The sequence below is a fragment of the Streptomyces sp. NPDC034086 genome (assembly GCF_055575515.1).
In genome coordinates, this window is sequence record NZ_JBVISM010000014.1 from 1 (window position 1) to 24,569 (window position 24,569).

The 24,569-nt window shown below is 74.4% G+C and carries 14 protein-coding genes; 3 read left to right on the forward strand and 11 right to left on the reverse strand.

The window, feature by feature from the left end; translation table 11 throughout:
* A partial coding sequence (locus tag ACZ514_RS26060; RefSeq protein ID WP_469125804.1) for a type I polyketide synthase occupies positions 1-3,840 on the reverse strand: 3,840 nt, incomplete at its 3' end.
* Between the two features lie 256 nt (positions 3,841-4,096).
* Between ACZ514_RS26060 and ACZ514_RS26065 the strand changes: the two genes are divergently transcribed.
* The gene (locus tag ACZ514_RS26065) at positions 4,097-5,320 is read left to right on the forward strand and encodes a cytochrome P450 family protein (RefSeq protein WP_469125805.1); all 1,224 of its coding nucleotides are present in this window, start codon (positions 4,097-4,099) and stop codon (positions 5,318-5,320) included.
* A 78-nt stretch (positions 5,321-5,398) separates the two neighbouring features.
* On the opposite strand, the gene ACZ514_RS26070 is transcribed toward ACZ514_RS26065, so the two are convergent.
* From ACZ514_RS26070 to ACZ514_RS26090, 5 genes are all read right to left on the reverse strand, one after another.
* Positions 5,399-11,206, reverse strand: coding sequence for a type I polyketide synthase (locus tag ACZ514_RS26070; protein ID WP_469125845.1), 5,808 nt, complete (start codon positions 11,204-11,206; stop codon positions 5,399-5,401).
* A 52-nt stretch (positions 11,207-11,258) separates the two neighbouring features.
* The gene (zapE, locus tag ACZ514_RS26075; RefSeq protein ID WP_469125806.1) at positions 11,259-12,311 is read right to left on the reverse strand and encodes a cell division protein ZapE; all 1,053 of its coding nucleotides are present in this window, start codon (positions 12,309-12,311) and stop codon (positions 11,259-11,261) included.
* Between the two features lie 199 nt (positions 12,312-12,510).
* The gene (locus ACZ514_RS26080) at positions 12,511-13,272 is read right to left on the reverse strand and encodes a thioesterase II family protein (RefSeq protein WP_469125807.1); all 762 of its coding nucleotides are present in this window, start codon (positions 13,270-13,272) and stop codon (positions 12,511-12,513) included.
* Positions 13,273-13,841: 569 nt separating this feature from the next.
* A complete protein-coding gene (locus tag ACZ514_RS26085) occupies positions 13,842-16,622 on the reverse strand; it encodes a helix-turn-helix transcriptional regulator (RefSeq protein WP_469125808.1) in 2,781 nt (926 codons plus the stop codon).
* 164 nt (positions 16,623-16,786) lie between these two features.
* Positions 16,787-18,223, reverse strand: a complete 1,437-nt coding sequence (locus ACZ514_RS26090; RefSeq protein ID WP_469125809.1) for an NAD(P)/FAD-dependent oxidoreductase — start codon at positions 18,221-18,223, stop codon at positions 16,787-16,789.
* A 209-nt stretch (positions 18,224-18,432) separates the two neighbouring features.
* Here ACZ514_RS26090 and ACZ514_RS26095 point away from each other — a divergent pair, with 209 nt between their 5' ends.
* Positions 18,433-18,876 carry a nuclear transport factor 2 family protein gene (locus ACZ514_RS26095; RefSeq protein WP_468170408.1) on the forward strand — a complete coding sequence of 148 codons (444 nt, stop codon included), beginning with the start codon at positions 18,433-18,435 and terminating at the stop codon, positions 18,874-18,876.
* A gap of 11 nt (positions 18,877-18,887) precedes the next feature.
* Positions 18,888-19,337, forward strand: a complete 450-nt coding sequence (locus tag ACZ514_RS26100; protein WP_468699757.1) for a nuclear transport factor 2 family protein — start codon at positions 18,888-18,890, stop codon at positions 19,335-19,337.
* Positions 19,338-19,447: 110 nt separating this feature from the next.
* Here ACZ514_RS26100 and ACZ514_RS26105 read toward each other — a convergent pair whose 3' ends face one another.
* The 5 genes from ACZ514_RS26105 to ACZ514_RS26125 all read right to left on the reverse strand — a co-directional run bounded on the left by ACZ514_RS26105 (position 19,448) and on the right by ACZ514_RS26125 (position 24,404).
* The gene (locus tag ACZ514_RS26105; protein WP_468170414.1) at positions 19,448-21,076 is read right to left on the reverse strand and encodes an ABC transporter permease; all 1,629 of its coding nucleotides are present in this window, start codon (positions 21,074-21,076) and stop codon (positions 19,448-19,450) included.
* Positions 21,073-22,026, reverse strand: coding sequence for an ABC transporter ATP-binding protein (locus ACZ514_RS26110; RefSeq protein ID WP_469125810.1), 954 nt, complete (start codon positions 22,024-22,026; stop codon positions 21,073-21,075). The genes ACZ514_RS26105 and ACZ514_RS26110 overlap by 4 nt, the downstream gene beginning before the upstream one ends.
* Positions 22,027-22,285: 259 nt before the next feature.
* Entirely contained in the window at positions 22,286-23,107 is an 822-nt protein-coding gene (locus tag ACZ514_RS26115) for a class I SAM-dependent methyltransferase (RefSeq protein ID WP_468170420.1), read from the reverse strand.
* 59 nt (positions 23,108-23,166) lie between these two features.
* On the reverse strand, positions 23,167-23,949 hold the full coding sequence (locus ACZ514_RS26120; protein ID WP_468170423.1) for a thioesterase II family protein: 783 nt from the start codon (positions 23,947-23,949) through the stop codon (positions 23,167-23,169).
* A gap of 68 nt (positions 23,950-24,017) precedes the next feature.
* On the reverse strand, positions 24,018-24,404 hold the full coding sequence (locus tag ACZ514_RS26125) for a nuclear transport factor 2 family protein (RefSeq protein ID WP_468699759.1): 387 nt from the start codon (positions 24,402-24,404) through the stop codon (positions 24,018-24,020).
* Positions 24,405-24,569 lie beyond the last annotated feature (165 nt).

The window sequence follows — 24,569 nt, forward strand, 5'->3', positions numbered from 1 at the left end:
GGCCGGGTCCAGTTCCGGATCGGCCGACACCCGCTCCAGCAGCCGGCCCGCCTGCGCCCGCACCGCCTCCCCGTCCCGCCCCGACAGCACCCAGATGGCCGGGAGGGCGGGGGCCGTCCGGGGCTCCTCCGCGGTGACGGGCGGGGCCTCCTCCAGGATGACGTGGGCGTTGGTGCCGCTGATGCCGAAGGAGGACACGGCCGCGCGGCGGGGTCGTCCGGTCCGGGGCCAGGTGACGTTCTCGCCGAGCAGCTCGACGCGGCCGGCCGTCCAGTCCACGTGCGGGGTGGGGGCGTCCACGTGCAGGGTGCGGGGCAGGACGCCGTGGCGCATCGCCATCATCATCTTGATGACGCCGGCCATCCCCGCCGCGGCCTGGGTGTGGCCCAGGTTCGACTTGACCGAACCCAGCCACAGCGGCCGGTCCTCCTCGCGGTCCTGGCCGTAGGTGGCGAGCAGGGCCTGCGCCTCGATGGGGTCGCCGAGGGTGGTGCCCGTGCCGTGCGCCTCGACCGCGTCCACCTGGTCCGCCGTCAGGCCGGCGTGGGCGAGGGCCTGGCGGATGACGCGCTGCTGGGACGGGCCGTTGGGGGCGGACAGGCCGTTGGAGGCACCGTCCTGGTTGACCGCCGAGCCCTTGAGGACCGCCAGGACCTCGTGGCCGTTGCGGCGCGCGTCCGACAGCCGCTCCACGAGGAGCATGCCGACGCCCTCGGACCAGCCGGTGCCGTCGGCGGCCGCCGCGAAGGGCTTGCAGCGGCCGTCGGGGGCCAGGCCGCGCTGGCGGCTGAAGTCGACGAAGGAGGCCGGGGTGGACATCAGGGCGACGCCGCCCGCCAGTGCCAGTGAGCATTCGCCCCGGCGCAGGGACTGCGCCGCGAGGTGCAGGGCGACGAGGGAGGAGGAACACGCCGTGTCCACGGTCAGCGCGGGGCCCTGGAACCCGTAGAAGTAGGACAGCCGCCCCGACAGGACGCTGCCCGCGCCGCCGGTGCTCAGGTAGCCCTCCAGGCCGTTCTCCCCGGCGAGCCGCGGCGCGTAGTCGTGGTACATCTGCCCGGCGAAGACGCCGGTGCTGCTGCCGCGCAGCGAGTCCGGATCGATGCCGGCCTGTTCGAACAGCTCCCAGGAGGTCTCCAGCAGCAGCCGCTGCTGGGGGTCCATGGCGAGGGCCTCGCGCGGGGAGATCCCGAAGAAGCCGGCGTCGAAGTCGGCGGCCCCGTCGAGGAAGCCGCCCTCGCGGGCGTACGTGGTCCCGGGTGCGTCGGGGTCCGCGTCGAAGAGGCCGTCCAGGTCCCAGCCGCGGTCCTGCGGGAAGGGGCCCACCGCGTCGGAGCCCGAGGCGACCAGACGCCAGAGTTCCTCGGGCGAGCCCACGCCGCCGGGGAACCGGCAGGCGGCGCCCACCACGACCACCGGGTCGGTGGCGTCCGCCACCGGGGACTGCGCTGCGGCCTCCGGCGGCGGACCGACCAGCTCGCCGTGCAGGAACCGGGCCAGCAGGACGGGGCTCGGGTGGTCGAAGGCCAGCGAGGCGGGCAGGCGCAGCCCGGTCGCCGCGCCCAGCCGGGCCGACAGGCGGACCGAGGCCATGGAGTCGAAGCCGAGCGGCCGGGACCGCTCGCGGGGGCCGGGCGGGGCGGGGGCGGGGGCTTCGCCGCGGACTGCGGCGATGGCGTCGGTGACCAGGCGCAGCAGCCGCCGTTCGCGGCCGGCCCCGGTCAGGGTCCGCAGTTCCGCGGTCAGGCGCCGGGTCAGCTCGGGGTCCTCGGTGGCCGTGGTGCCGGCGCGGGCCGCCGGTTCGTGGCCGTACGCGTGGACGCGGACGGCCGGTTCGCCTTCGATCAGTGCGGCGTCGAGGCCTTCCCGGAGCTCGCGCCCGGTGACGTCGGGTGCGGCGTTCAGGGAGAGCGCGGTGCGGCCCCGCGCGCGCAGGCGCTGGGCGACGGCGTCGAAGACCGCGCCGGGGGTGTCGGCGTCGAGCAGGACCACGGCGTGGGCGTCGCGGCCCGCGAGGGCCCGGTCGACGGCGTCGGCGTCGGCCGGGTCGCAGGTCGCGCGGGTGACGTCGGTGCAGTGGTGGGCGCCGGTCAGGTGTGCGGCCAGGGTGCCGGCGCGGTCCTCGTCGGCGGGTCCGGTGAGCAGCAGCACGGAGGCGGCGGCCAGGGCGCTGGCGTCGTCGGCGGGGAGCGAGGCGGGCAGGGGCGCGGGTCCGGGCAGGGTGCGGCTGATCCGGTCGTGGTGGGTGGTGCCGGCGGCGAGCAGCCGCGAGGGTTCGGGGCCGTCGCCGACGAGCCGGCGGACGATCTTGCCGGAGGCGGTGCGGGGGATGTGTCCGGTGCGGTGGAGCGCGACGGGGACCTTGTAGTAGGCGAGCCGCTCCCGGCAGCGCGTCAGGATGTCGTCGGGAGACAGGCTCCGGCCGTCCTCGGGCACGACGTAGGCGACCGGGACCTCGCCGAGGGTGCCGTGCGGGCGGGCCACGACGGCCGCGTCGGCGATGCCCTCGCCCGCGCGGATCAGGTCCTCGATCTCGGCGGGGTGGATGTTCTCGCCGCCCCGGATGATCAGTTCCTTCAGCCGTCCGGTGATGGTCAGGAAGCCGTCGGCGTCGAGGCGTCCGAGGTCTCCGGTGCGGTACCAGCCTTCGTGGAAGGCCGCTTCGGTCGCCTCGGGCGCGCGGTGGTAGCCGAGCATCAGGCCGGGGCTGTCGACGCGGATCTCGCCCTCGTCGCCCACGGGGACGTCGAGCCCGGTGGCCGGGTCGACGACGCGCAGGCGCAGGCCCGGGACGGGCCGGCCGCAGGAGCCGGGGACGCGCGGTCCGGTGAGCGGGTTGCAGGTGATGACGCCGGTGGTCTCGGTGCTGCCGTAGCTGTCGATCAGGGGGACCCCGAAGGCTTCGGCGAAGCGGGCGCCGAGTTCGGCGCCGGTCACCGCGCCGGCCACCAGGAACGCCCGCAGTCCGGTGAGGGCCGGTTCGCCTTCGCGGGCGGTGTCCAGGAGGTGGTGGCAGAGCGTCGGGACGGCCGCCATCAGGGTGTACGGGGCCGCGCGGAGTTCGGCGAGCACCTCGCCCGGCGTGCGGTCGGCGATGATCCGGGCCGAGGCTCCGGTGGCGGTGACGCCGAGGACGCAGAGGTTGAACGCGAAGCTGTGGTGCAGCGGCAGCGGCCACAGCAGCCGGTCGTCCTCGGTGATGCCGAGGACGGACGGGTATCCGGCCGCGACGGACCACAGGCCGGCGCGCTGGGTGGACAGGACGCCCTTGGGGGTGCCGGTGGTGCCCGAGGTGTAGAGCATCCAGGCGACCTCGTCGAGGCCGAGGTCGTCGGGGGCGGGCACGGGCGGTTCGGTGGCGCACAGCCGCGCGAAGTCGTGGACGTCCGCGCCGTCCGTGCCGTCGGGGCCGGCGGTGTCGAGGGGCTCGTCCGGTGCGGTGACGACGACGAAGCGGACGCCGTGTCCCACCGCGCCCAGGCGGCGGTACCGCGCGAGGCGCCGCACGTCGGTGATGACGAGGGCGGCTTGAGAGTCGTGGAGGACGTGGGCCAGTTCGGAGTCGCCGGCGTGCGGGCCGACCGGTACGGCGACGAGTGCGGCGCGGGTGACGGCGAGGCAGCTCTCGACCGTCTCGACCCGGTTGCCCAGGTGGACGAGGACGCGCCGGCCGCGGCCGGCTCCGAGGGCTGCGAGGTGACCGGCGAGCCTGCGCGTCGTCGCCGCCAGCTCCCCGTACGTGACGCCGCGCGTCCCGTCGGAGAAGGCGGGCCGGGCGGCGCGCTCGCGTGCGTGCTCCCGGAGGAGTTCCGAGAGGGGCCTGAAAAGGCCGTCCCGCACACCGTGCTCCCCCATTGCATGTCCCCCGCATCCGATCGAACACATTGATCCAGACCCATGCTCTCACCGCACGGGAGAAAGGTTTATGAATTTCTTTCCCCCCCGCTCAGCGGCCGATACTATGCGAGCCGACAAGTGAGATCAACTTCAATAGTGGTGTTACCCGGGGCGACCCCTACCGGCCCCCAGAAACCCCTCAACCAACCCCTGAAACAGCATCTCGGTCCACCCCTATTCAGCATTCCGAGGAGTTTTCATGTCCCTTCCCGTAATGGATGACGAGTTTCTGAGCAACCCCTATCCGGCCTTCGCGGGCCTCAGGGCGAAGGGGCCGGTGCACCGGATGCTGCTGCCCAGCGGCCTGCGGGTGTGGGCGGTCGTCAGCCACGAGGAGGCCCGCACCGCCATGACGCATCCCGCGCTGTCCAAGGACATCGACACCTCGGTCGAGCGGGGGTACTTCGACCGCGAGATGAGCGAGGGCGGCACGCCCCGGCTGGAGCACAGCTCGGTGGGCCGGCACATGCTCAACATGGACCCGCCGGGCCACACCCGGCTGCGCAAGCTGGTCAACAAGGCCCTGACGGCGCGCGGCGTGGAGCGGCTGCGGCCCACGATCGAGCGGATCAGCGCGGAACTGCTCGACTCGGCCGAGAAGGCGGCCGCCGAATCGGGCGACGGCGTGGTCGACCTGGTGGAGCACTACACGGCGGTCTTCCCGGTCAGGGTGCTCGGCGAGCTGCTGGGCATCACGGCCGAACACCTGCCGGTCCTGGTGGGGCTGACGGGCGCCATCATGTCGAACGACAACGAGAACGCCGGCGCGAACATGGCGAGGTTCGGGCAGCACATCGGGCAGATGATCCAGCACAAGCGCGCCGATCCGGGCGACGACCTCATCAGCGCCCTGGTGACCGCCCGCGACGACCAGGACCAGCTGTCCGACGTCGAACTGGTCTCGACGGTGTTCCTGCTGGTGGTGGCCGGCTACGAAACCACCGTGAACATGATCGGGCACGGCCTTCGGGCCCTGCTCAACCATCCGGCGCAGCTCGCGGCGGTGCGCGCGGACCCGGGCCTCGTCCCGGCCGCCAACGAGGAGTTCCTGCGCTACGAGGGCCCGGGCAACCGGGCGACCCTGCGCTATGCCACGGAGCCGCTGGAGCTGGGCGGGGTGACCATCGGGGCCGGCGAATACGTGTCGGTGCTGCTCGGGTCCGCCAACCGGGACGAGGCGAAGTTCGCCTGCCCGCACCGGCTCGACGTCACCCGGTCCACCAACGGCCACCTGGGATTCGGTCACGGAATCCACTACTGCGTCGGCGCGCCGCTCGCCCGGGCAGAAATGGAAATAGCCCTGCGCGATATCCTGGCGCGCTTTCCGGAGCTTTCGCTCGCCGTACCGGATTCGGAACTGCGCTGGCGCAAGAGTTTTATGATGCAGGGACTCGAGACGCTTCCGGTGCGCCTTCACCCGTAACGGGCGCAGGCAGCGGAACGGGCCCGCGCCGGACGGATCGCCCGTCCGGCGCGGGCCCTGCCGCGTCGTGTTCCGCTCCTACCTGCCGAATTCCGCCTGGATGAAATCGAATATCTCGTCGGCGGAGGCGGTGCCCAGGGCGGCGGCGGAGGTCCCCGCGCCGGTCCCGCCACCGGTCCCGGCGGGCGCCGCCGTCCCGAAGAGCGCCAGCAGGTCCGCCAGGCGTGCGGACACCTCGGCCCGGACCTCCTCGGAGTCCCCGGAGGCGGCCGCCCGGACGGCGCCCTCCAGCCGGTCCAGTTCGCCGAACACCGCCGGCCGCGGCTCCTCGGCCACCAGCAGGCCGCGCAGGTACGCGGCGAGCGCGGCCGGCGTCGGGTAGTCGAAGACGAGCGTGGTGGGCAGGCGCAGTCCGGTGGCGGTGCCGAGGCGGTTGCGGAGCTGGACCGCCGTCAGCGAGTCCAGCCCCAGCTCCAGGAAGCCGCGGCCGGCCTCCACCTCCTGCGGCCCCGCGTGGCCGAGGACGGTCGCGGCGTGGCCGCGTACCAGGTCGGACAGGATCCGGGTGCGCTCGTTCTCCGGCAGCCCGGCGAGCTGGTGCGCCAGCGAGGTCACGGGCGCCGCCTCGGCGGCGGCCCGGCGCACCGGTGCCGGAACCAGGGCGCGCAGCAGCGGGGGCACGCTCTCGCCGGCCGCCGACTGGGCGCGCACCGCCGCGAGGTCCACCCGCATCGGGACGAGCACCGCCTCGGGGGAGGTGAGCGCGGCGTCGAAGAGGGCGAGGCCCTCGGCGGTCGTCAGGGCCCGGGCTCCGGCGCGTTCGATGCGGGCGAGTCCGGCCCCGTCGAGGTGTCCGGTCATGCCGCTGCGTTCGGCCCACAGGCCCCAGGCGAGGGACTGCGCGGGCAGGCCGAGGGAGCGCCGGTACTGGGCGAGGGCGTCGACGTAGGCGTTGGCGGCGGCGTAGTTGCCCTGCCCGGGGGCGCCGAACAGGCTGGCGGCCGAGGAGAAGAGGACGAACGCCGACAGGCCGAGGGCGGCGGTGAGTTCGTGGAGGTTCCGGGCGGCGTCGGCCTTGGGGCGCAGGACCGCGTCGAAGCGTTCCGGGGTCAGGGACTCGACCACGCCGTCGTCCAGGACGCCGGCCGCGTGGACGACCGCGGTCAGCGGGTGCCCGGCCGGGATCCCGGCCAGCAGCCCGTCGAGGGCGTCCCGGTCCGCGGCGTCGCAGGCGGCCACGGTGACCGAGGCGCCCAGCTTCGACAGCTCGGCGACGAGGTCCCCGGCGCCGCCGGAGCGGCTCGCCAGGAGCAGGTGGCGGACGCCGTGTTCCGTGACCAGGTGGCGGGCCACCGCGCGGCCCAGGGTTCCGGTGCCGCCGGTGACCAGGACGGTGCCGCCGGGGGCGAGGAGCGGCCCGCCGGACGCGGCCGCGGCCGTGGCCGCGCGGGCCAGGCGCGGGGCGTGGACGGTGCCGCCGCGGACCGCGGTCTGGGGCTCGCCGGACGCCACGGCCCGGGCCAGGGCCTCGCGGTCGGCGGCCTCCTGGTCGGGGTCCTCGTACTCGGCGGCGTCGTCGGTTGCGGAGTGCCGCCGCTCCAGGTCGATCAGCAGGAACCGCTCCGGGTGCTCCGACTGCGCCGAGCGCACCAGGCCCCACACGGCCGCCTGCACCGGGTCCGGAGCCCCGTCGCCCTCCCCCGCCGCCACCGCGCCCCGGGTGACCACGGCCAGCCGGGAGTCCCCGGAGCGGGCGTCGGCCAGCCACGACCGGAGCAGTGCGAGGGTGGACGCGGTCGCGGACCGCACCTCGGCGGCGCCCGCGGCGGGCGAGGCCAGCACGAGCTCCGGGACGGTGGTGAACTCCGCGAGGTCCCCGGCACGCCGCGCACCGGAGGCCGGGCCCGGGGTGGCCGGACCCAGCGCCGCCCAGGAACCGTCGAGGGCCGCCCGGGCCGCGGGGAGCGGGGTCCAGTCGAGGCGGAACAGGGCCTCGCCGTGCCCGGGGCGGCTCCCCGCGAGCTGCTCCCGGTTCAGGGGGCGCAGCACCAGCGATCCGACGGCGGCCACGGGAAGGCCGGTCTGGTCGGTGAGTCGCAGGGAGACGGCCTCGTTCCCGGCGGGTGCGAGGGCGACCCGCAGCGCCCGGGCGCCGGTGGCGTGCAGGGTCACGTCGTGCCAGGCGAACGGCATCCGCCCCTGGCCGATGCCGCCGATGCCGCCGGTCCCGCCGTCCCCGTCGGCCGGCGCGCCCAGCGGGATGGCGTGCAGGGCGGAGTCCGACAGGGCCGGGTGCAGGCCGAACCGGTCCGCGGTGTCCTGCTGTTCCTCGGGCAGGCGGACCTCGGCGAAGACCTCGTCGCCCCGGCGCCACGCCGCGCGCAGCCCCTGGAAGGCGGGCCCGTACCCGAAGCCCGCCGCCGCGAACTCGGCGTAGACGCCGCTCACGTCGACCGGGCTCGCGCCCTCGGGCGGCCACACCCCGAAGGCGGTGGCGGCGGGGGAGGTGTCCGGGGTCAGGTGCCCGCCCGCGTGGCGGGTCCACGGCTGTCCGGTCCCGGCCGGGTCGGCGCCGGGGCCGTCGGTACGGGCGTACACGGCCACCGGCCGGCGGCCCGTCCCGTCGGCCGCGCCGACGGTGAGCTGGATCTGGACGCCTCCGTGCGCGGGCAGCGGCAGCGGTGCCTCCAGGACCAGTTCCTCCACGCGTGCGCAGCCGAGCCGGCGCCCGGCGTGCAGGGCCAGCTCCAGGAAGGCGGTGCCCGGCAGCAGGGCGTGGTCCAGCAGGGCGTGGTCGGCGAGCCAGGGGTGGGAGGCCTGCGAGAGGCGGGTGGTGAAGAGGAATCCGTCGGTGTCGGGGAGCGGGACGGCGGCGCCGAGCAGCGGGTGTCCTGCGGAGCCGAGGCCCAGGGCGGTCGCGTCGCCGGCGGGGGCGAACGCCTCCGGCCAGTACCGGCTGCGCTGGAAGGCGTAGGTGGGCAGGTCGGCGGGGCGCGGCAGCCGTCCGAGGCACGCCGCCTCCCAGTCCGTCTCCACGCCGTGGACGTGGGCGGCGGCGAGGGAGGTGAGGAAGCGTTCCGTGCCGCCGGCGTCCCGGCGCAGCGTCTCGCCCAGGAAGGCGTCGGTGCCGGTCTGTTCGAGGGTCTCGGCCAGCCCCACGCCCAGCACCGGGTGGGGGCTGATCTCCAGGAAGTGGGCGTAGCCGTCGGCGGCGAGGGCGCGCACGGCCTGCTCCAGCTGGACCGTCCGGCGCATGTTGCGGTACCAGTAGCCGGCGTCGAGTCCTGCGGTGTCGAGGAGGGCGCCGGTGACGGTGGAGTAGTAGGGGACGGCGGATTCGGCCGGGGCGACGGTGGCGAGGGCGTCGAGCATCCGTTCGCGCACCTCCTCGATGCGCGCCGAGTGTCCCGGGGTGTCCACCCCGGGGACCCGCCGGGCCCAGACCCCGTCGGCGGTCAGCTTCTCCAGCAGTTCCTCCAGGGCCGTGCGGTCGCCCGCGACGACCGCGGAGGTCGGTCCGTTGACGGCGGCGAGGGAGAGGCGGCCGTCCCAGGCGGTCAGCAGGGCGGTGACCCGCTCGGCCGGCAGCGCCACCGAGGCCATGGCGCTGGTTCCCGACAGCTCGAGCAGGGCCTGACTGCGCAGGGCGACGATCCGGGCCCCGTCGGCCAGGGACAGGGCGCCGGCGACGACGGCCGCCGCGACCTCGCCCTGGCTGTGGCCGACCACGGCGGCCGGTTCGACGCCGCAGGCCCGCCAGAGCGCGGCGAGGGAGAGCATCACCGCGAACAGGGCGGGCTGCAGGACGTCCACCCGTTCCAGGGAGGGCGCGCCGTCCGCCGCCCGCAGGACGTCGGTCAGCGACCAGTCCAGGTAGGGGGCGAACGCGGCCTCGCACGCTTCGACGCGTGCGGCGAAGACCGGGGAGCTGTCGAGGAGTCCGAGGGCCATGCCGGTCCACTGCGAGCCCTGGCCGGGGAAGACGAAGACCGGCCGGACGCCGGACGTCCGGGCCACACCGGTGACCGGGCCGTCGGGGCGCCGTCCGTCGTCCTCGCCCGTAGCCGGGCCGGCGGCCAGCGCGTCCAGCTGCCGCAGGAAGCCGGCCCGGTCCCCGGCGAGGAGGACCGCGCGGTGTTCGAAGTCCGAGCGAGTGCGCAGGAGGGCGGCGGCCACGGCCCGCGGGTCCAGGGCCGGGTCGGCCTCGATCCGGTCCCGCAGCCGCCGGGCCTGCGCGCGCAGGGCCGGTCCGGTGCGGCCGGAGAGCGGCCAGGGGACGGCCGGGGCGGTGGTGCTCGCGCCGCGGGAGAAGGCCGCGGAACGGGCGACGGGCGCGGCGGCGTCCGCGTCGGGGGTCCCGGCGGCCGGGGCGCCGGTGTCCGGAGTCCCGGCGGCCGGGGCGCCCTGCGCGGGCAGCGGGGCGGTGGTCCGGTCGTCGGGCGCCCGGCCGTCGGGGGCCGGTCCGTCGGACGTGCGTTCGTCCGGGGCCTGTTCCAGGATGGCGTGGGCGTTGGTGCCGCTGATGCCGAAGGAGGACACGGCGGCGCGCCGGGGCCGTCCGGTCACGGGCCACGGCCGGGCCTCGGCGAGCAGCTCCACCGCGCCGGAGGCCCAGTCGACGTGCGGGGTCGGCTCTTCGGCGTGCAGGGTCTTGGGCAGGACGCCCCGGCGCATGGCCATGACCATCTTGATGACCCCGCCGGCCCCGGCGGCGGCCTGGGTGTGGCCGATGTTGGACTTGAGCGAGCCCAGCCACAGGGGCTGGTCCGCCGGCCTGTCCTGGCCGTAGGCCGCCAGCAGCGACTGCGCCTCGATGGGGTCGCCGAGCGAGGTGCCCGTGCCGTGGGCCTCGACCGCGTCGATCCGGTCGGCGGTCAGCCGGGCGTTGGCCAGGGCCTGCGCGATGACCCGTTGCTGCGACGGGCCGTTGGGGGCGGTGAGGCCGTTGCTGGCGCCGTCCTGGTTGACGGCCGTGCCCCGGATCAGCGCGAGCACCTCGTGGCCGTTGCGCCGGGCGTCCGAGAGCCGCTCCAGCAGGAGCATGCCGACGCCTTCGGACCAGCCCGTGCCGTCCGCGTGCGCGGAGAAGGGCTTGCAGCGGCCGTCGGGGGCCAGGGAGCGCTGGCGGCTGAACTCCACGAAGGAGGCGGGCGTGGACATCACCGTCGCGCCGCCGGTCATCGCGAGGGAGCACTCGCCGCGGCGCAGCGACTCGGCGGCCAGGTGCAGGGTCACCAGGGAGGACGAGCAGGCCGTGTCCACGGTGAGGGCGGGGCCCTCGAAGCCGAAGGTGTAGGCGATGCGGCCCGAGGCGATGCTGCCGGCGCTGCCGTTGATGACGTAGCCGGCGAGGTTCTCCCGGCCCTCCAGGAGGTTGGCGTAGTCGTGGTACATCACCGAGAGGAACACTCCGGTGCGGCTGCCGCGCAGTGAGGCGGCGTCGATCCCGGCGCGTTCGACGACCTCCCAGGCGGTCTCCATCAGGAGGCGCTGCTGGGGGTCCATGGCGAGCGCCTCGCGCTGGTTGATCCCGAAGAACCCGGCGTCGAACTCGGCGACCCGGTCGATGAACCCGCCCTCGCGGGTGTACGTCGTACCGGGCCGCTCGGGGTCCGGGTCGTACAGCGCCTCGAGGTCCCAGCCGCGGTCGGCGGGGAAGGGGGAGATCGCGTCGACTCCCCCGTCGAGCAACCGCCACAGGTCCTCCGGCGACGTCACTCCGCCGGGGAAGCGGCAGCCCATGCCCACGATGGCGATGGGCTCGCTGTCCGCCGCCTCGGCATCGTGGAGCTGCTGCTTGACGGAGCGCAGTTCGACGGTGGCCCGCTTCAGGTAGTCGCGGAGTTCTTGTTCGGTCGCCATCGGCATAGCCCTTTGTTGTCTGATGTCGGAAACAGCTGCGGACGGAGCCGCGCGTTCCGCACCGTCCGGGCCCCGCTCAGCGCGCGTCGGAGTCGGCCGTGGCGGACAGCAGCGACAGGCGGCTCGCGGTGCGGTTGACGTCGAGCGGCAGGGCCTCGCCCCGCAGTACGTCGTCGAGCGGTGCCTCTCCGACGAGGACGAGGCGTACGTCCCGGTCGCAGAGCACGTCGATCAGGTTGGCGAACCGCTGGGCCGCGTCCCGGTTCTCCCCGGCCAGGCGGGGCAGTCCGGAGAGCACCCAGACGGGGAAGCGGTCCGTCACCGCCAGGTAGTCGCCGGTCGAGTTCGGCTGGTCGCACAGGTCGTGGAAGTCGAACCAGACCAGGTCGCCGCGGACCGCCAGCGCGGGCACCGTGCGGCCGCCGCCGACCTCCACCTGCTGCCGCTCGTCGGCCCCGGGCAGGCTCAGGCCCCGCTCGGCGAGCTGCTCGCCCGTGCCGGGCCAGACGTACGCCCCGCGCTCGAACTCGGAGCGGGCCGCGCCGGATCCGTACGCGGCCCGGTAGTCGCGTCCGCCGCCGAGTTCGACGACGTCCATGGTCTCTTCGAGCATCTTGATCGTGGGCTCGAACATCTCGTGGAAGACCGGGTTGGGGAGCAGTCCGGCCGGGGGGTAGTTCGAGGTGGTGAGCAGGGTGATCCTCTGGTCGAGGATCGACCTGAGCACCCGGCCGATCAGCATCGCGTCACCGGCGTCGTGGACGTGGAACTCGTCGAAGACGAGGAAGCGGCAGTCGCCGAGGAGTTCGGTGACGGCGAGGTCGGTGACCCGGCGGTCGCCCCGGTGGCGGTAGTACGCGGCGTGGAACTCGCGGAAGAAGTCGTGGAAGTGCAGCCGCCGCTTGTTCCGCAGCGGCACCGCCTCGTAGAAGGCGGTGGTCAGCCAGCTCTTGCCGCGGCCGACCGATCCCCACAGGTACACCCCGCGCGCGGGTGCGGCGTTGCGGCTGAACAGTCCCCGTCGGCGCGTCAGGTCCGCGCCGAGTTCGCCGAGCCTGAGGGCGGCCTGCCGCTGGGCGTCGTCCAGGACGAATCCGGCCTGCTGGGCGGCGCGTTCGAACTCCCGCATCAACTGGTGATCACCCGTTTCCCGTTGGTTTCGGATCCTGATGCGCACGAGCGATCAAGAGATGATCATCTTTCCCGACGCGTACGGTGCCCTCCAAGACTGGATCACCGCGCCCCCTGCCGGCACCCCTGTTCCGGGCGCGGCGACCCCTGCTTCCGGTCCGGCGGCCCCTGTGCGGCCCGGCCGGGGCGGCGGCCGATCAGTGGGTGAGGCCGCGTACGGCGCTGCGCAGGGCGGCGGCGACGAAGGCCTGGACCCGGTCCAGGTGCTCCTGGAAGGCGAAGTGGCCGCCGGTCAGCACCAGGCGGTCGAAGGGCCCGGTGGTGATCTCGGCCCACTCGGCGAGCGCGGCGACCGGGACGTAGGGGTCGTCGTCGCCGCCGATCGCGGTGACCGGGCAGCCGAAGGGCGGCGCGGGCCGGTAGCGGTAGGCGTCGCAGAGCTCGAAGTCGGCGCGCAGCAGCGGCGAGACGAGGTCCAGGAGTTCGGGGTTGCGGAACACCTCGGCGGGGGTCCCGCCGGTCTTGCGCAGCCACGCGCGGAACTCGTTCTCGGGCAGTTCGTGCAGCGGGCTGCCCCCGGTGCGGGGGCGGCGGCCCGGCATGCCGCTGCCGGACATGAACATGCGGATGGGTTCGGGCAGGCCGGCGCCGACCAGGCGGCGGGTGAGTTCCAGGCCGAGCATGGAGCCCATGCTGTGGCCGAAGACCGCGTACGGCCGGTCCACGAGCGGGACGATCCGGGTCATCAGCGCGTCGAGCAGCGGTTCCACCCGGCGCAGCGGCGGCTCGTCGAACTCGGTCCCCCGGCCGGGCAGTTCCACGGCGTGCACGTCGACGTCGGGGGCCAGTGCCCGGGGCCAGCCGCGGCGGTAGGCCACGGCGCCGCCGCCGGCCCACGGAAGGCAGAACAGCCGTACGGGTGCGTCCGGGCACTCCACGTCCCAAGGCCGACGGACCACGGTTCCCCCAAGATCGCTCGCTCACACGTGTCGTCGCGCTCGACGTTAGGGCGGCGCACGCCGGGGCCACACCCCTGCCGGGGCCCCTGCCCACCCCTGTCGTACGGCCGGTGTCGGTCCCGCGGTCCCGCGGTCCCGCGGGGCCGGTGCCGGAGCCGGGGCCGGTGCCCGGTCCGGGGGCCGGGTGGCGGGGCGAGGACTTGCGGACGGATCCCGGCGCGGCCCGGTCCGGGCGTCCTCCGGCCCGTTCGGAGGAGGCCAGCTGCCAGGGGACGCTGGTGACCATGACGCCGGGCTGGAACAGCAGCCGGGCCTTGAGGCGCAGGGCGCTCTGGTTGTGCAGCAGGTTCTCCCACCACCGGCCCACGACGCTGCGGCGCGTAGGCCACGGAGGACAGGGCGTCGCTGGCGAAGATCGGCAGGGCGATCCTCTTGGGGAGCAGCTGGCCGTGCCGCTGTTCGCTGCGCAGCGCACGTCCCAGCAGGACCCGCTTGGTCAGGTCGGTGAGGGTGGACACGCCGGCCGATGCCGAGCAGCGACCGCGTCCGGCCCCCTCCCCTGCCGGCCCCTAGGCGACCCCTACGCCGGGGAAGGCGCTTTCCAGGCTGTCGAACTGCAGGCTCATGGGCAGGTCCTGACGGCGTGAGATGCCGAGCTTGCGGTAGGCGCGGGTGAGGTGCTGTTCGACGGTGCTGACCGTGACGTAGAGCTTCGCGGAGATCTCCCGGTTGGTGTAGCCGTACGCGGCCAGTGCGGCGACCCGGCGCTCGGACTCGCTGAGCTGCTCGGTCTCCACGGTCTCCTCGGTGCGCTGGACGGGCGCGGCGCGCTGTTCGGTGCCGGTCTGGCCCGGCATGATCTGCCCGCACAGCGGCACGGCCCCGCAGTCGGCGGCCAGGTGCCAGGCCCGGCGGGTGACCATGCCGGCCCGGGTGCCCTCGCCGAGCAGCAGCAGGGCGCGGCCGAGGTCGGCGAGGGCCTTGGCCAGTTCCAGCCGGTCTCCGGAGCGGCTGAGTTCGTCGACGGCCCGGGTGAGCAGCTTCGGGCGCTGGCGCAGTTCCGAGGTGGCCGCGCGCAGCCGCAGGGAGACCCCGAGGACGCGGGGGCTGCGGACGCCGGAGGTGGCGAGCTGTTCCACGACGAAGCGCTCGGCCTGGCGGTGTTCGCCGAGCCGCAGCAGGGCCTCGGCGGCGTCGGTGCGCCAGGGGAGCTGGCGGGGCCGGTCCAGGCCCCAGCGCTGGGCGAGCCGGCCGGCGTCGAGGAACTCGCCGAGCGCCGCCCGGTGGCGGTGGGTGGCCAGGTAGTAATGTCCGCGCGCCCGCAGGTAGTTGAGGGCGTAGACGCTGGAGAAGAGCTCCTCGGGCACGGGGGTCTGGAGGCGGCGGGCCACGGCGTCGTAGCGGCCCATCGCGGTGAGGGCGGTGACGAGGGTGGCGACGGGGCCGAAGAGGAAGAGGCCGCCCCGGTCGGCGACGGCGTCGACGGCGGCGGCGGCCTCGCGTTCGGCGCCGGCGAGGTCGCCCAGGCGCAGCAGCGCCTCCGAGTGGACGAGCCCGAACACCGACTGCCAGCCGGGGGAGCCGGCGGGCTGGGTCTCGGCCTGGAGGCGCCGGCACCAGACGGCGGCCCGGTCGGGGCGGTCCGCGTGCACCAGGGTGCGGACGGCCTGGACGATGGGGTCGAAGGTGGCGTGGGCCAGCGGGGTGCCCTTGAGGAGGCGTTCGGCGGCCTGTTCGTCTCCGGAACTGTCGGGGTGGGTCCACAGGGCGGCGGAGGAGCGCAGTTCGGCGGTGCCGGTCCGGGCGGGGCCGCCGCCCGGGTGGTCGCCGGGCGCGCCGGATCCGGCGGCCGGGCCGGCGGGGGCCGCGGGGGTGGCGGCGGGGGGCAGTGCGAACAGTTCGCGCAGCGGGTCCTCGCGGGTGGTACGGGCGGCCGTGCCCGGGTCCGCCATGCGTTCGAGGGCCTCGGCCGCGTCCTCGATGCGGCCCTGGGCGACGAGCAGCCGGGCGAGCCGGCCGGCCCCGGCGGGCCCGAGGCCGCCGCGGCGCAGTGCGGCGAGCGGGCCGTCCAGGTGGCGTTCGGCGGCGGCGGGGTGTCTGCGCCAGGTCACCGCGGCCAGCTGGAGGCCGATCTCCCAGCCGGTCCGCTCGTCGGCGCACAGGGCGCGGGCGAGTTCCAGGCAGGCGGCGGCGTGGTCGCACCGCTCGTCGTCGACGAGTACCTGGAGGGCGGCCTCGCGCAGGACCTGGACGGGCCAGTCGCCGCGCGGCGCCTCCTCCGGGCCGGCGCCGGCCTCGGAGGCGGCGAGCAGGTGCGGGGCGACGGTGGCGGCGCGGGCACCCGACTCGTGGAGCACCTGGGCGGCGCGCATGCGCAGCCGGGCGAGTTCGTGCCGGGAGACCCCGTCGAGGACGGCGGCGGCCACGGCGGGGTGGCGCAGGCGGCCGTGCTTGCTGAGCCCGGAGGCCTCCAGGGCGGCGGCCGCGCGGGCGGCGGCGGCCGGGCCGGTGCCGGCGAGGCGGGCCGCCAGTTCGGGGGTGGCGTCGTCGCCGAGGACGGCGAGGGCCACGGCGAGCGTGCGGGAGTCGGCGCCGTCGCGGTGCAGGCAGGTCAGCGCGGCCCGGGCGAAGGGGCCGCCGGGTGCGGGTTCCGGCCACCGGTCGGCGGGGCCCCGTACCGGGCGGGGCCGTTCGTTGAGCAGGGCCCGCAGCAGCAGCGGGTTGCCGCCGGTGGCGCCGTGCAGCCAGGCGGTGTCGGCGGTGGACGCGGGACGGCCCGTGTGGTCTTCCAGCAGGGCCGCCGTGCCCGGCTCGTCGAGCCGCCCGAGCAGGATCCGGGTGAAGCCGGGGTGGCGCAGGAACTCGGTGCGGGCGAGCGGGCTCTCGGTGTGCTCGTGGAGCGCGTCGGCCAGCACCAGCAGGAGCCGTTCGCCGCGTACGGCGCGGGCGACGTCCAGCAGCCGTTCCAGGGAGACGGGGTCGGTGTGGTGGAGGTCGTCCACGCACACGACGACCGGGGTCCGGTCCGCGGCGGTGCGCAGCGCCCGGATGAGCTCGCGTCCGCCGAGCGGCTCCCGGCCGGCGGACTCGGCCGGGAGGGCGCCGGCGGGCAGTCCCGCGGTCAGCTGGCGCAGGACTCCGTAGGGGACGTCGCGCTCCTGGGCGGTGCCGGCGGCCCGGAGCACCAGGGCTCCGAGCCGCTCGGCCCTTTCGGCCAGGTGCAGGAGCATCTCCGTCTTCCCGCAGCCCACCGCCCCTTCCAGGAGTACGACGCCCGCCGTCGCGGACGCGCATGCCGTCAGCGCGTCCTCCAGCTGCGCGCACGCGTCTTCCCTGCACCTGAGCCTCATGGTCCGCCCCCTCCGCATGGCTTGCCTCGAACCGCAGCAAACGATGCCTTGCGAACCACCGGGGCTCACCGGCTTCGTGCCGGTCACTAGTTGCCCGGCAGCAAATGCGGCAGCGGTGATCACGCCCTTTTCGGGGGTGGCGGGGCGTGGAGGGGCGCTCTGTGCTACGCGCCGGTCAGGGCGGGCGCTCCCGTCTCCTCGGCGGCGGCGAGCACGGCCCGCTCGGCCGGGGTGAAGGGAGGGCCGTCCGGTTCGGTGCGCGCGCCGGCCGCTCCCGCCTTGCGCAGGGCGGCGACCAGGTGCGGGGACTCCAGGCTGGCGACGGGCGCGGCGAGCGAGGTGACCTGCATGGCCGCCGCGTTGACGACCGGGTCGTACAGGGCGGCGGTGCCGAGCAGGTCGGCGAACTGCTGGGCCTCCCGCGGGCGCGGGGCGATCCGCGGGTCCTTGGCGTGGTTGCGGGTGCCCGGGTAGCAGATGTCCTGGGTGGTGGCGAGCAGCCAGGGGTCGTCGACGACCTTGGCGACCGCGTGCCGGGCGGCGTCGGCCGTGCCGGCGGCCAGGCCGCCGCGGGTCAGGGCGGTGTCCAGCGCGCGGGCGCTGAGGGCCGCGCAGCTCATGCCGTGTCCGTAGACGGGGTTGAAGGCGGCGAGGGCGTCGCCGAGGACCAGCAGGCCGTCGGGCCAGGTGGCGAGGCGCTCGTAGTAGCGGCGGCGGTTGACGGTGGAGCGGGACCCCTGGACGGGGCCGAGCGGTTCGGCGCGCTCCAGCAGGTCGGCGATGACGGGGTGGCGCAGGCCGCGCGCGAAGGGGATGAACTCGTCGTCCCCCGTGGGGGGTTCGGCGCCGCGGGTGCCGGCGAGGGTGACCAGCCAGCGACCGCCCTCGATGGGGACGAGGGCGCCGTTGCGGCCGGGCGCGCCGGTGCCGGGGACGGCGGCGACGTTGACCATCGGGAAGGTCTCGGCGCCCGCGGGGGCCCGGTAGACGCGGGTGGCGTAGGCGATGCCCGTGTCGACGACGTCCTCCTCGACCTCCGGCAGGCCCAGCTCGGGCAGCCACTTGAGGGTCTGGGAGGGGCGCCCGCCGGTGTCGACGACGAAGTCCGCGGCGAGCTCGCTCTCCACGCCCTCGGCGTCGCGCAGGCGCACGCCGGTGACGCGGGCGGCGGAGCCGGTGAGGCCGGTGACGCCGGTCTGCCGGCGCACCTCGATCCGGGGGTTGTCCAGGGCCTGCTCGCGGACCACCCAGTCGAGCAGGGCCCGGCTGGCGGTGATCATGAACTGGCTGCCGGGGAAGCGGGTCTGCCAGCCGTACGGGGTGAACCAGACGATGTCGCGCGGCAGGTAGAGCCGGTGGGCGCCCTCGTCGGCCAGTCGCTTGAGGGCGCCGGGCAGCAGCGACTCGATGGCGCGGGCGCCGCCGGACCACAGGAGGTGGGCGTGCCGTGCCTGGGGAACGCCCTTGCGCAGTTCCGGTCCCTCGGGGTAAACGTCCCGTTCCACCACGGTGACGCGGTCCACGTGCCGCGCGAGCACCGTGGACGCCAGCATGCCGGCCAGGCCGCCACCGATTACCACGGCGCGTGTTTCTGCGGTCATGAGTGCGTGACCCTTCCATCCGTCAGACGCCTTGCGCACCGTCGAATTCGAATTCCCGGGAGCCGGTGCAGGCATTCCCGATCCCCGCGACGCTAGCACTCGCCCACAATGCCCTGAACCCCTACGAACCCCTATCAAACAAGGCGCCTATGGCGGGATCCGGGCGGCCGCCGCCACGATGGTCCGGCCTGCTGAAAGGAGAAGAATCCATGCTGGACGAGGCGGCGCTGAAAGACCTGATCCTGGAACACACGCGCCGGGTCAACGCGGGGGACGTCGAGGGGCTGCTGAGGCTGTACTCGCCGGACGTCCGCTTCGAGGACCCCGTGGGCGCCGGGGCGCAGCAGGGCCACGCGGCGCTGCGCGCGCACGCGACCGGCGCGGTGACCAGTAACGCGGTGGAGGTGCCGGGGCCACCGGTGGCGGCCCAGGACGGGCGCCACGCCGCCGTTCCGGTCGTCGCCACGATGGACTACCTGCCGCTCGGGCCGGTCCTGACGCGGCACGGAGTACTGCCGGCCCCGGCCGAGCCCGCACGGCAGCGGATGCTGTTCCGCTTCCTGATGGTGATCCGGGCCGGGGACGACGGGCTGATCGAGGACATGAAGGCCTACTGGGGGGCGAGCGACGTCTCCCTCGCCGACGCGGCTTAGGGGAGGAAGAGATGCTGGACGAGGCGGCTCGCAAGGAACTGGCGCTGGAGCACTGCCGTCGCATGAGCAGCGGCGACGTGGACCACATGCTGGAGCTGTACACGAAGGACGTGCGCTTCGAGGATCCGGTCGGTTCGGTTCCGATGATCGGGCACGACGAATTGCGCGTGCATTTCCAGCGGGCCGCGGAAGCGAAAACGGTGGATGTCGCCGGTGTTCCGGTGGCCGCGCAGGACGGCCTGCACGTGGCCATTCCGGTCTCGGTGTACATGAATTATCTTCCGCTGGGCCCCGCGCTGACGAAGCACGGATATCTGGACAAGCCCGCGGACCCGTTCCGCAAGCGCATCAAATTCGCGCTCACCAGCATCTTCCGGACCGGCTCGCACGGTCTGATCGAAGCGGTGTGGGTGTACTGGGGGAAGTCGGACCTGTCGCTCCTGGACCCCGGCCAGGAGTGACGCGGGGCGGCCCGCCCCCGCGAGCGGGGCGCCGGGACGCGCGAAGAGGCCGTCCGCACCGGGATCCCCGGTGCGGACGGCCTCCGTGTACGCCGGGACGCGGCCCGGGCTCAGGCGGCCAGGTCGCGCCGCCCGAACAGGGCGGTGCCCGCCCACAGGAGCAGCGCCGCCACGGCGGTCAGCAGCACCAGCGGCAGCGCCTCGGCATCCACCGCGGGCAGGGCCGGCAGGTGGCTGAACGGCGAGAGGTCGCGTACCGCCTGCGGCAGCTTCAGCAGGGCGCCGAGCTGTCCGACGACCAGGCAGAGGGCGAGCGCCCCCCAGGCGGCGCCGGAGGTGGCCGCCGGCGCGAGGCCGAACACCAGCACCACGACGCCGGCGAGCACCAGGACCGCGGGGGCCTGGACCAGCGCCGCCCCGGTCAGGTCGGCCACGCCCGCGCCGACGTCACCGGCGGCGGCACCGTAGGCGAGGCCCGCGGCCAGCCCGGCGACGAACAGCAGGATCAGCGAGCCCGCGACCGCGACCGCCACGTGGCCGGCCACCCAGCGGCTCCGTCCGATGGCGGTGGCCAGCAGGGACTCCAGCCGCCCGGAGGTCTCCTCGGCCCGCAGCCGCAGCAGCGCCTGCACGACGAAGCCCGCCGTGATCGCGCCGACCATGACCATCATCGAGGCGAAGAAGGTGTCGACGGGGTCACCGCCCCCGCCGCCGATCTTGCCGAGGGTGTCGGTGAGGCCGGTGTTGTCCTCCAGCGCGTCCCCGGCCGACTTGCCCATGCCGCCGATCACCGCGCCGAGCACGGCGATGCCCACGGCCCAGCCGATCAGCGAGCCCCGGTGCAGGCGCCTGGCCAGCCCGTACGGGCCGAGCAGGCCGGGTGCGGCGGTGGCCGGCCCCGGACGGTCCTCGAACATGCCGGCGCCGAGGTCGCGGCCCGCGGAAAGGCGCAGCGCGACGGTCGCCGTGGCGGCCGCGAACAGCAGCGGGACCACGAGGACCCACCAGTTGTCCTCGCCGAACGGGCTGGTCCGCTGGGCCCAGCCGATGGGCGACAGCCAGGACAGCCAGGAGCTCTCCACGACCGTGCCCGACTCCCGTACCTCTCCCCCGGCGTCGGCGATGCCGCGGACCAGGAAGGCGACGGCGATGGCCGCGCCGGCCAGCGAGTTGGCGCCCCGTGAGGTGCCGGACAGCTGGGCCGTGACGGCGGCCACGCCCGCGAAGGCGAGTCCGGTCGCGGCGACGGCCGCGGCGGCCACGAGCGAGCCGCCGAGGGGCAGCCCGGCCAGCGGCAGCACGATGCCGAGGAAGATGAACAGGCCCGCATTGGCCTGGAGGGCGAGCAGCAGGGCCGCGGCGAGGCCCGCCTGACGGCCCACGGGGGCCGCCCCGACGAGTTCGGCGCGGCCGCTCTCCTCGTTCTGGCGCGTGTGCCGCACGACGGCGAAGGTGCTCATCAGGCCGGCCAGGACGCACAGGAACGTCAGGACCTGCACCATGGCGAGCGCGCCCTCGCTGGTGCCGACGGGCGCGCCGCGGGTGAGCAGCAGGGCCGGGTTGTCGGTGAGCAGCTTGACCGCTTTGGTGCGGGCCGCGTCGTCGGCGTAGGTCTTGCTGACGCTGCCCGCCGCGCTGTAGGCGAGCGCCGCGGTGCCGTAGAGCCACACGGACAGCTGGATGCGGTCCCGGCGCAGCGCGAGCTTGAGCAGTGGCTGGGTATTCGCGTACTCGCTCATCGCGCGCCCGCTCCCGCCTTGGCGCGCCGCCCGCCGCGCTGCTCGGTGCCCTCTTCCACGTGGTCGCCGTAGTGGCGCAGGAAGAGCTCTTCGAGGGTGGGCGGGGTGCTGGTGAGCGCGCGCACGCCGAAGGAGGCCACGTGCGAGAGCACGGTGTCGAGGCTGCCGTTGTCCACGTCGAAGCGGAGGTGCTTGCCTTCGGCCTGGACGTTGTGGACGCCCGCGAGCGACTCGACGCCGGTGATGGCGCGCTCCGACTCGACGGAGAGAGCGGTGCGGGTGAGGTGCCGCAGCTCGGTGAGGGTGCCCGTCTCGACCGTGTGGCCCTTGCGGATGATGCTGACGCGGTCGCACAGGGCCTCGACCTCGCCGAGGATGTGGCTGGAGAGCAGGACGGTGCGGCCCTGCCGCTTGACCTCCTTGACGCTGTCCTGGAAGACGGCCTCCATCAGCGGGTCGAGACCGCTGGTGGGCTCGTCGAGGATGAGGAGTTCGGCGTCGGAGGCGAAGGCGGCCACCAGGGCGACCTTCTGCCGGTTGCCCTTGGAGTAGGTACGGCACTTCTTGGTCGGGTCGAGCTGGAAGCGTTCGATCAGCTCGGTCCGGCGGGCCTGGTCGATGCCCCCGCGCAGGGCACCGAGGGTGTCGATGGCCTCCCCGCCGGAGAGGTTGCGCCACAGGCTCACGTCGCCGGGGACGTAGGCGAGGCGGCGGTGGATCTCCACCGCGTCGGCCCAGGGGTCCTTGCCGAGCAGGGAGGCCTGTCCTCCGTCCAGCCTCAGCAGGCCCAGCAGGGCCCGGATGGTGGTGGACTTGCCGGCCCCGTTGGGGCCGAGGAAGCCGTGCACCTCGCCCGTGCGGACCGTCAGGTCGAGTCCGTCGAGTGCCCGGAACTTCCCGAAGTTCTTGGTCAGTCCTGTTGCGGCGATTGCGTTCTCGCTCAGCGCCACCGCACACCACCTTTCACGATGTCGTGTTCATCGGAGTCGTCGTCCGTGCGACTCCCGAAGACGACGGCACCGCGGCCAGTTTGCGGCCCGGATCAGCATTCCGCCGATCCCCTTTCCGGAGCAATGTGAGGGCGTGTTCATGGCCGGATTCAGGGGTGCGTAAGGGTGTCCGGTAGGGGTCGTCCCCGCCCCGCGGGCGGGCACGCCGAAGGGCCCGGGAGCCGATCGGCTCCCGGGCCCTTCCCGGTGTCACGGGACGTCAGAAGGCGTAGCGCAGCACCCGGTTGTACGTGCGCAGCACCGGTATCACGTTCATGATCTTGCACATGACCCGCGAGGTCCACGGCATGTGCGACACGTACGGCGAGTCGGTGAAGGTCCACTCCGTCTTGTGCTCGATCCGCGGGTGCCACCCCTCCATCGCCTTGGGGTCCTTCAGGCCCCAGACGAAGCGCTGGCCGGTCGCCTTGACCGTCCAGTGCTTGTTCATCGCCTTCACCGAGAACGGCGTGTAGGCGTCGAACAGCAGCTCGCCCTCGGGGAACCGGCCGACGATCCGGGTGACGAGGTCGCGGACCTGCTCCTCGGTGAAGTACACGAGGACGCCCTCGGCGACGACGAGCACCGGCCGGTCGGCGGGGATCCCGTCCAGCCAGTCCGGGTCGAGGGCGGAGGCGCCGATGACGTGGTGGTGCTCCCGCGCCGGGAACAGGTCGCGGTAGATCTGCGCGATCTCCGGCAGGTCCAGGTCGTACCACTCGACGTCGTCGGAGGGCTCGATGCGGAAGACGCGGCCGTCGAGGCCGGCGCCGAGGTGGAGCACGACCGCGCGCGGGTTGCGGCTCAGGAAGTCCTGGACCCAGCGGTCCACCTCCTTGCCGCGGATGGCGAGGGAGATCGCGTCGTCGTCGCGCATCTTCAGCTGGACCTTCAGCTCGTCGTAGTCCTCGATGGACTCGACCGCCCGGACCGCGAGGCGGTCGCCCAGGATCGGGCGCTGCGACTTGGCGTCGTGGGCCCGTGAGTAGAGGGCGACGAGGAGGTTCCTCGTGGCCGCGCTGAACTGCACCTTGGTCTGCATGGGGACACCCGTCTCGGTTCGTTCGGTCGATCGGTACGGCCGCGGCCGGCGCGCGGACGTCAGCGCCCGGCCGGCACCGCGGTGAAGGCCGCGAGGTCCTCGATGACCGCCCGGGTCACTGCGGCCTGCTGCGGGGTCAGGTAGAAGTGCCCGCCGGGGAAGCTGCGCAGGCCGAAGCCGCCGCTGGTCAGTTCCCGCCACTCCATCGCCTCGGCGAGGCTCACGCGCGGGTCCGACTCGCCCGTGAGGACGCTGACCGGGCACTTCAGGGCCGGTCCCGGACCGTCGGGGCGGTAACGGTAGGTCTCGATGGCCTTGTAGTCGCTGCGGATCGCCGGCAGGACCATGCGCAGCAGCTCCTCGTCGGCCAGCAGGCCGGCGTCGGTGCCGCTGAGGGCCCGGATCTCGGCGATCAGCGCGTCGTCGCCGCGCGTGTGGACGTTCTCCTCGCGCCGGACGGTCGGCGAGCGCCGGCCGGACGCGATCAGACCGGCCGGCGGCAGGCCCTCGCGCTCGAACCGGCGCGCGAGCTCGAAGGAGAGCACCGCGCCCATGCTGTGCCCGAACAGCACCAGCGGCTTGTCGGTCCAGGGCAGCAGCGCCCGGTGGATCTGCTCCACCAGCTCGGCCACGTCGTCGAGGGGCGGTTCGGCCCGGCGGTCCTGGCGGCCGGGGTACTGCACGGCCAGTACCTCGGCGTGCCCGGCCAGCTCCTTGGAGAAGGGGAAGAAGAAGGACGCGCTGCCACCGGCGTGCGGCAGCAGCACCAGGCGGTGCCGCGCTTCCGGCGTGGGGTGGAAGCGCCGGATCCACAGGTCGCCGTGCTCGTCGGGGGTGCTCATCTCCGTACCTCTCCTCGGTCGTGATCGCCTGTCGGGTGCGCCGCGTTCCGGCGGCGCGGTGGGGGGGCTCAGACGCCGATGTCGCTCATGCCCCAGAAGACGCGCATGTCCTCGATCAGGCCGTCGGCGTTGATGGTGAACACGTCGACCGCGTTGATGTGGGTGCGGGTGCGGTTCGGGTCGAGGATGTTGGTCATCGTCGCGGCGACCGGAACGGCGACCTGCTTGCCGTCCTGGCCGACGGAGGCGTGACCCGGGGCGACCGTGACCTCGGCGGCGATGTTGCTGTGGAAGTACTCGCGCTGGGCGGCACGGCCGACACGGGGCTCACGGCCGACCGGGTCCTCGATCCGGGCGTCCTCGGTGAAGTGGGTGAGGATGGCGTCGACGTCACCCTCGTTCACCTTGCGGAAGTACTCCGCGACGATCTCCTTGCGCTTCTGCTCGTCCAGCATGGGGGTTCCTCCACGGTCGTGATCGATGTGCGTACGCGGGCGTGACCGTAGGCGCGTGGCTTAAAGCCGCGCTTAAGACGTCGTTTCCCACGGGGAGCGGCACCGGTTCGTCGGACGCGGCGGCTCTGGTCAGCGGGGCAGGCGGCCGGACCGTTGCCGTCGTCG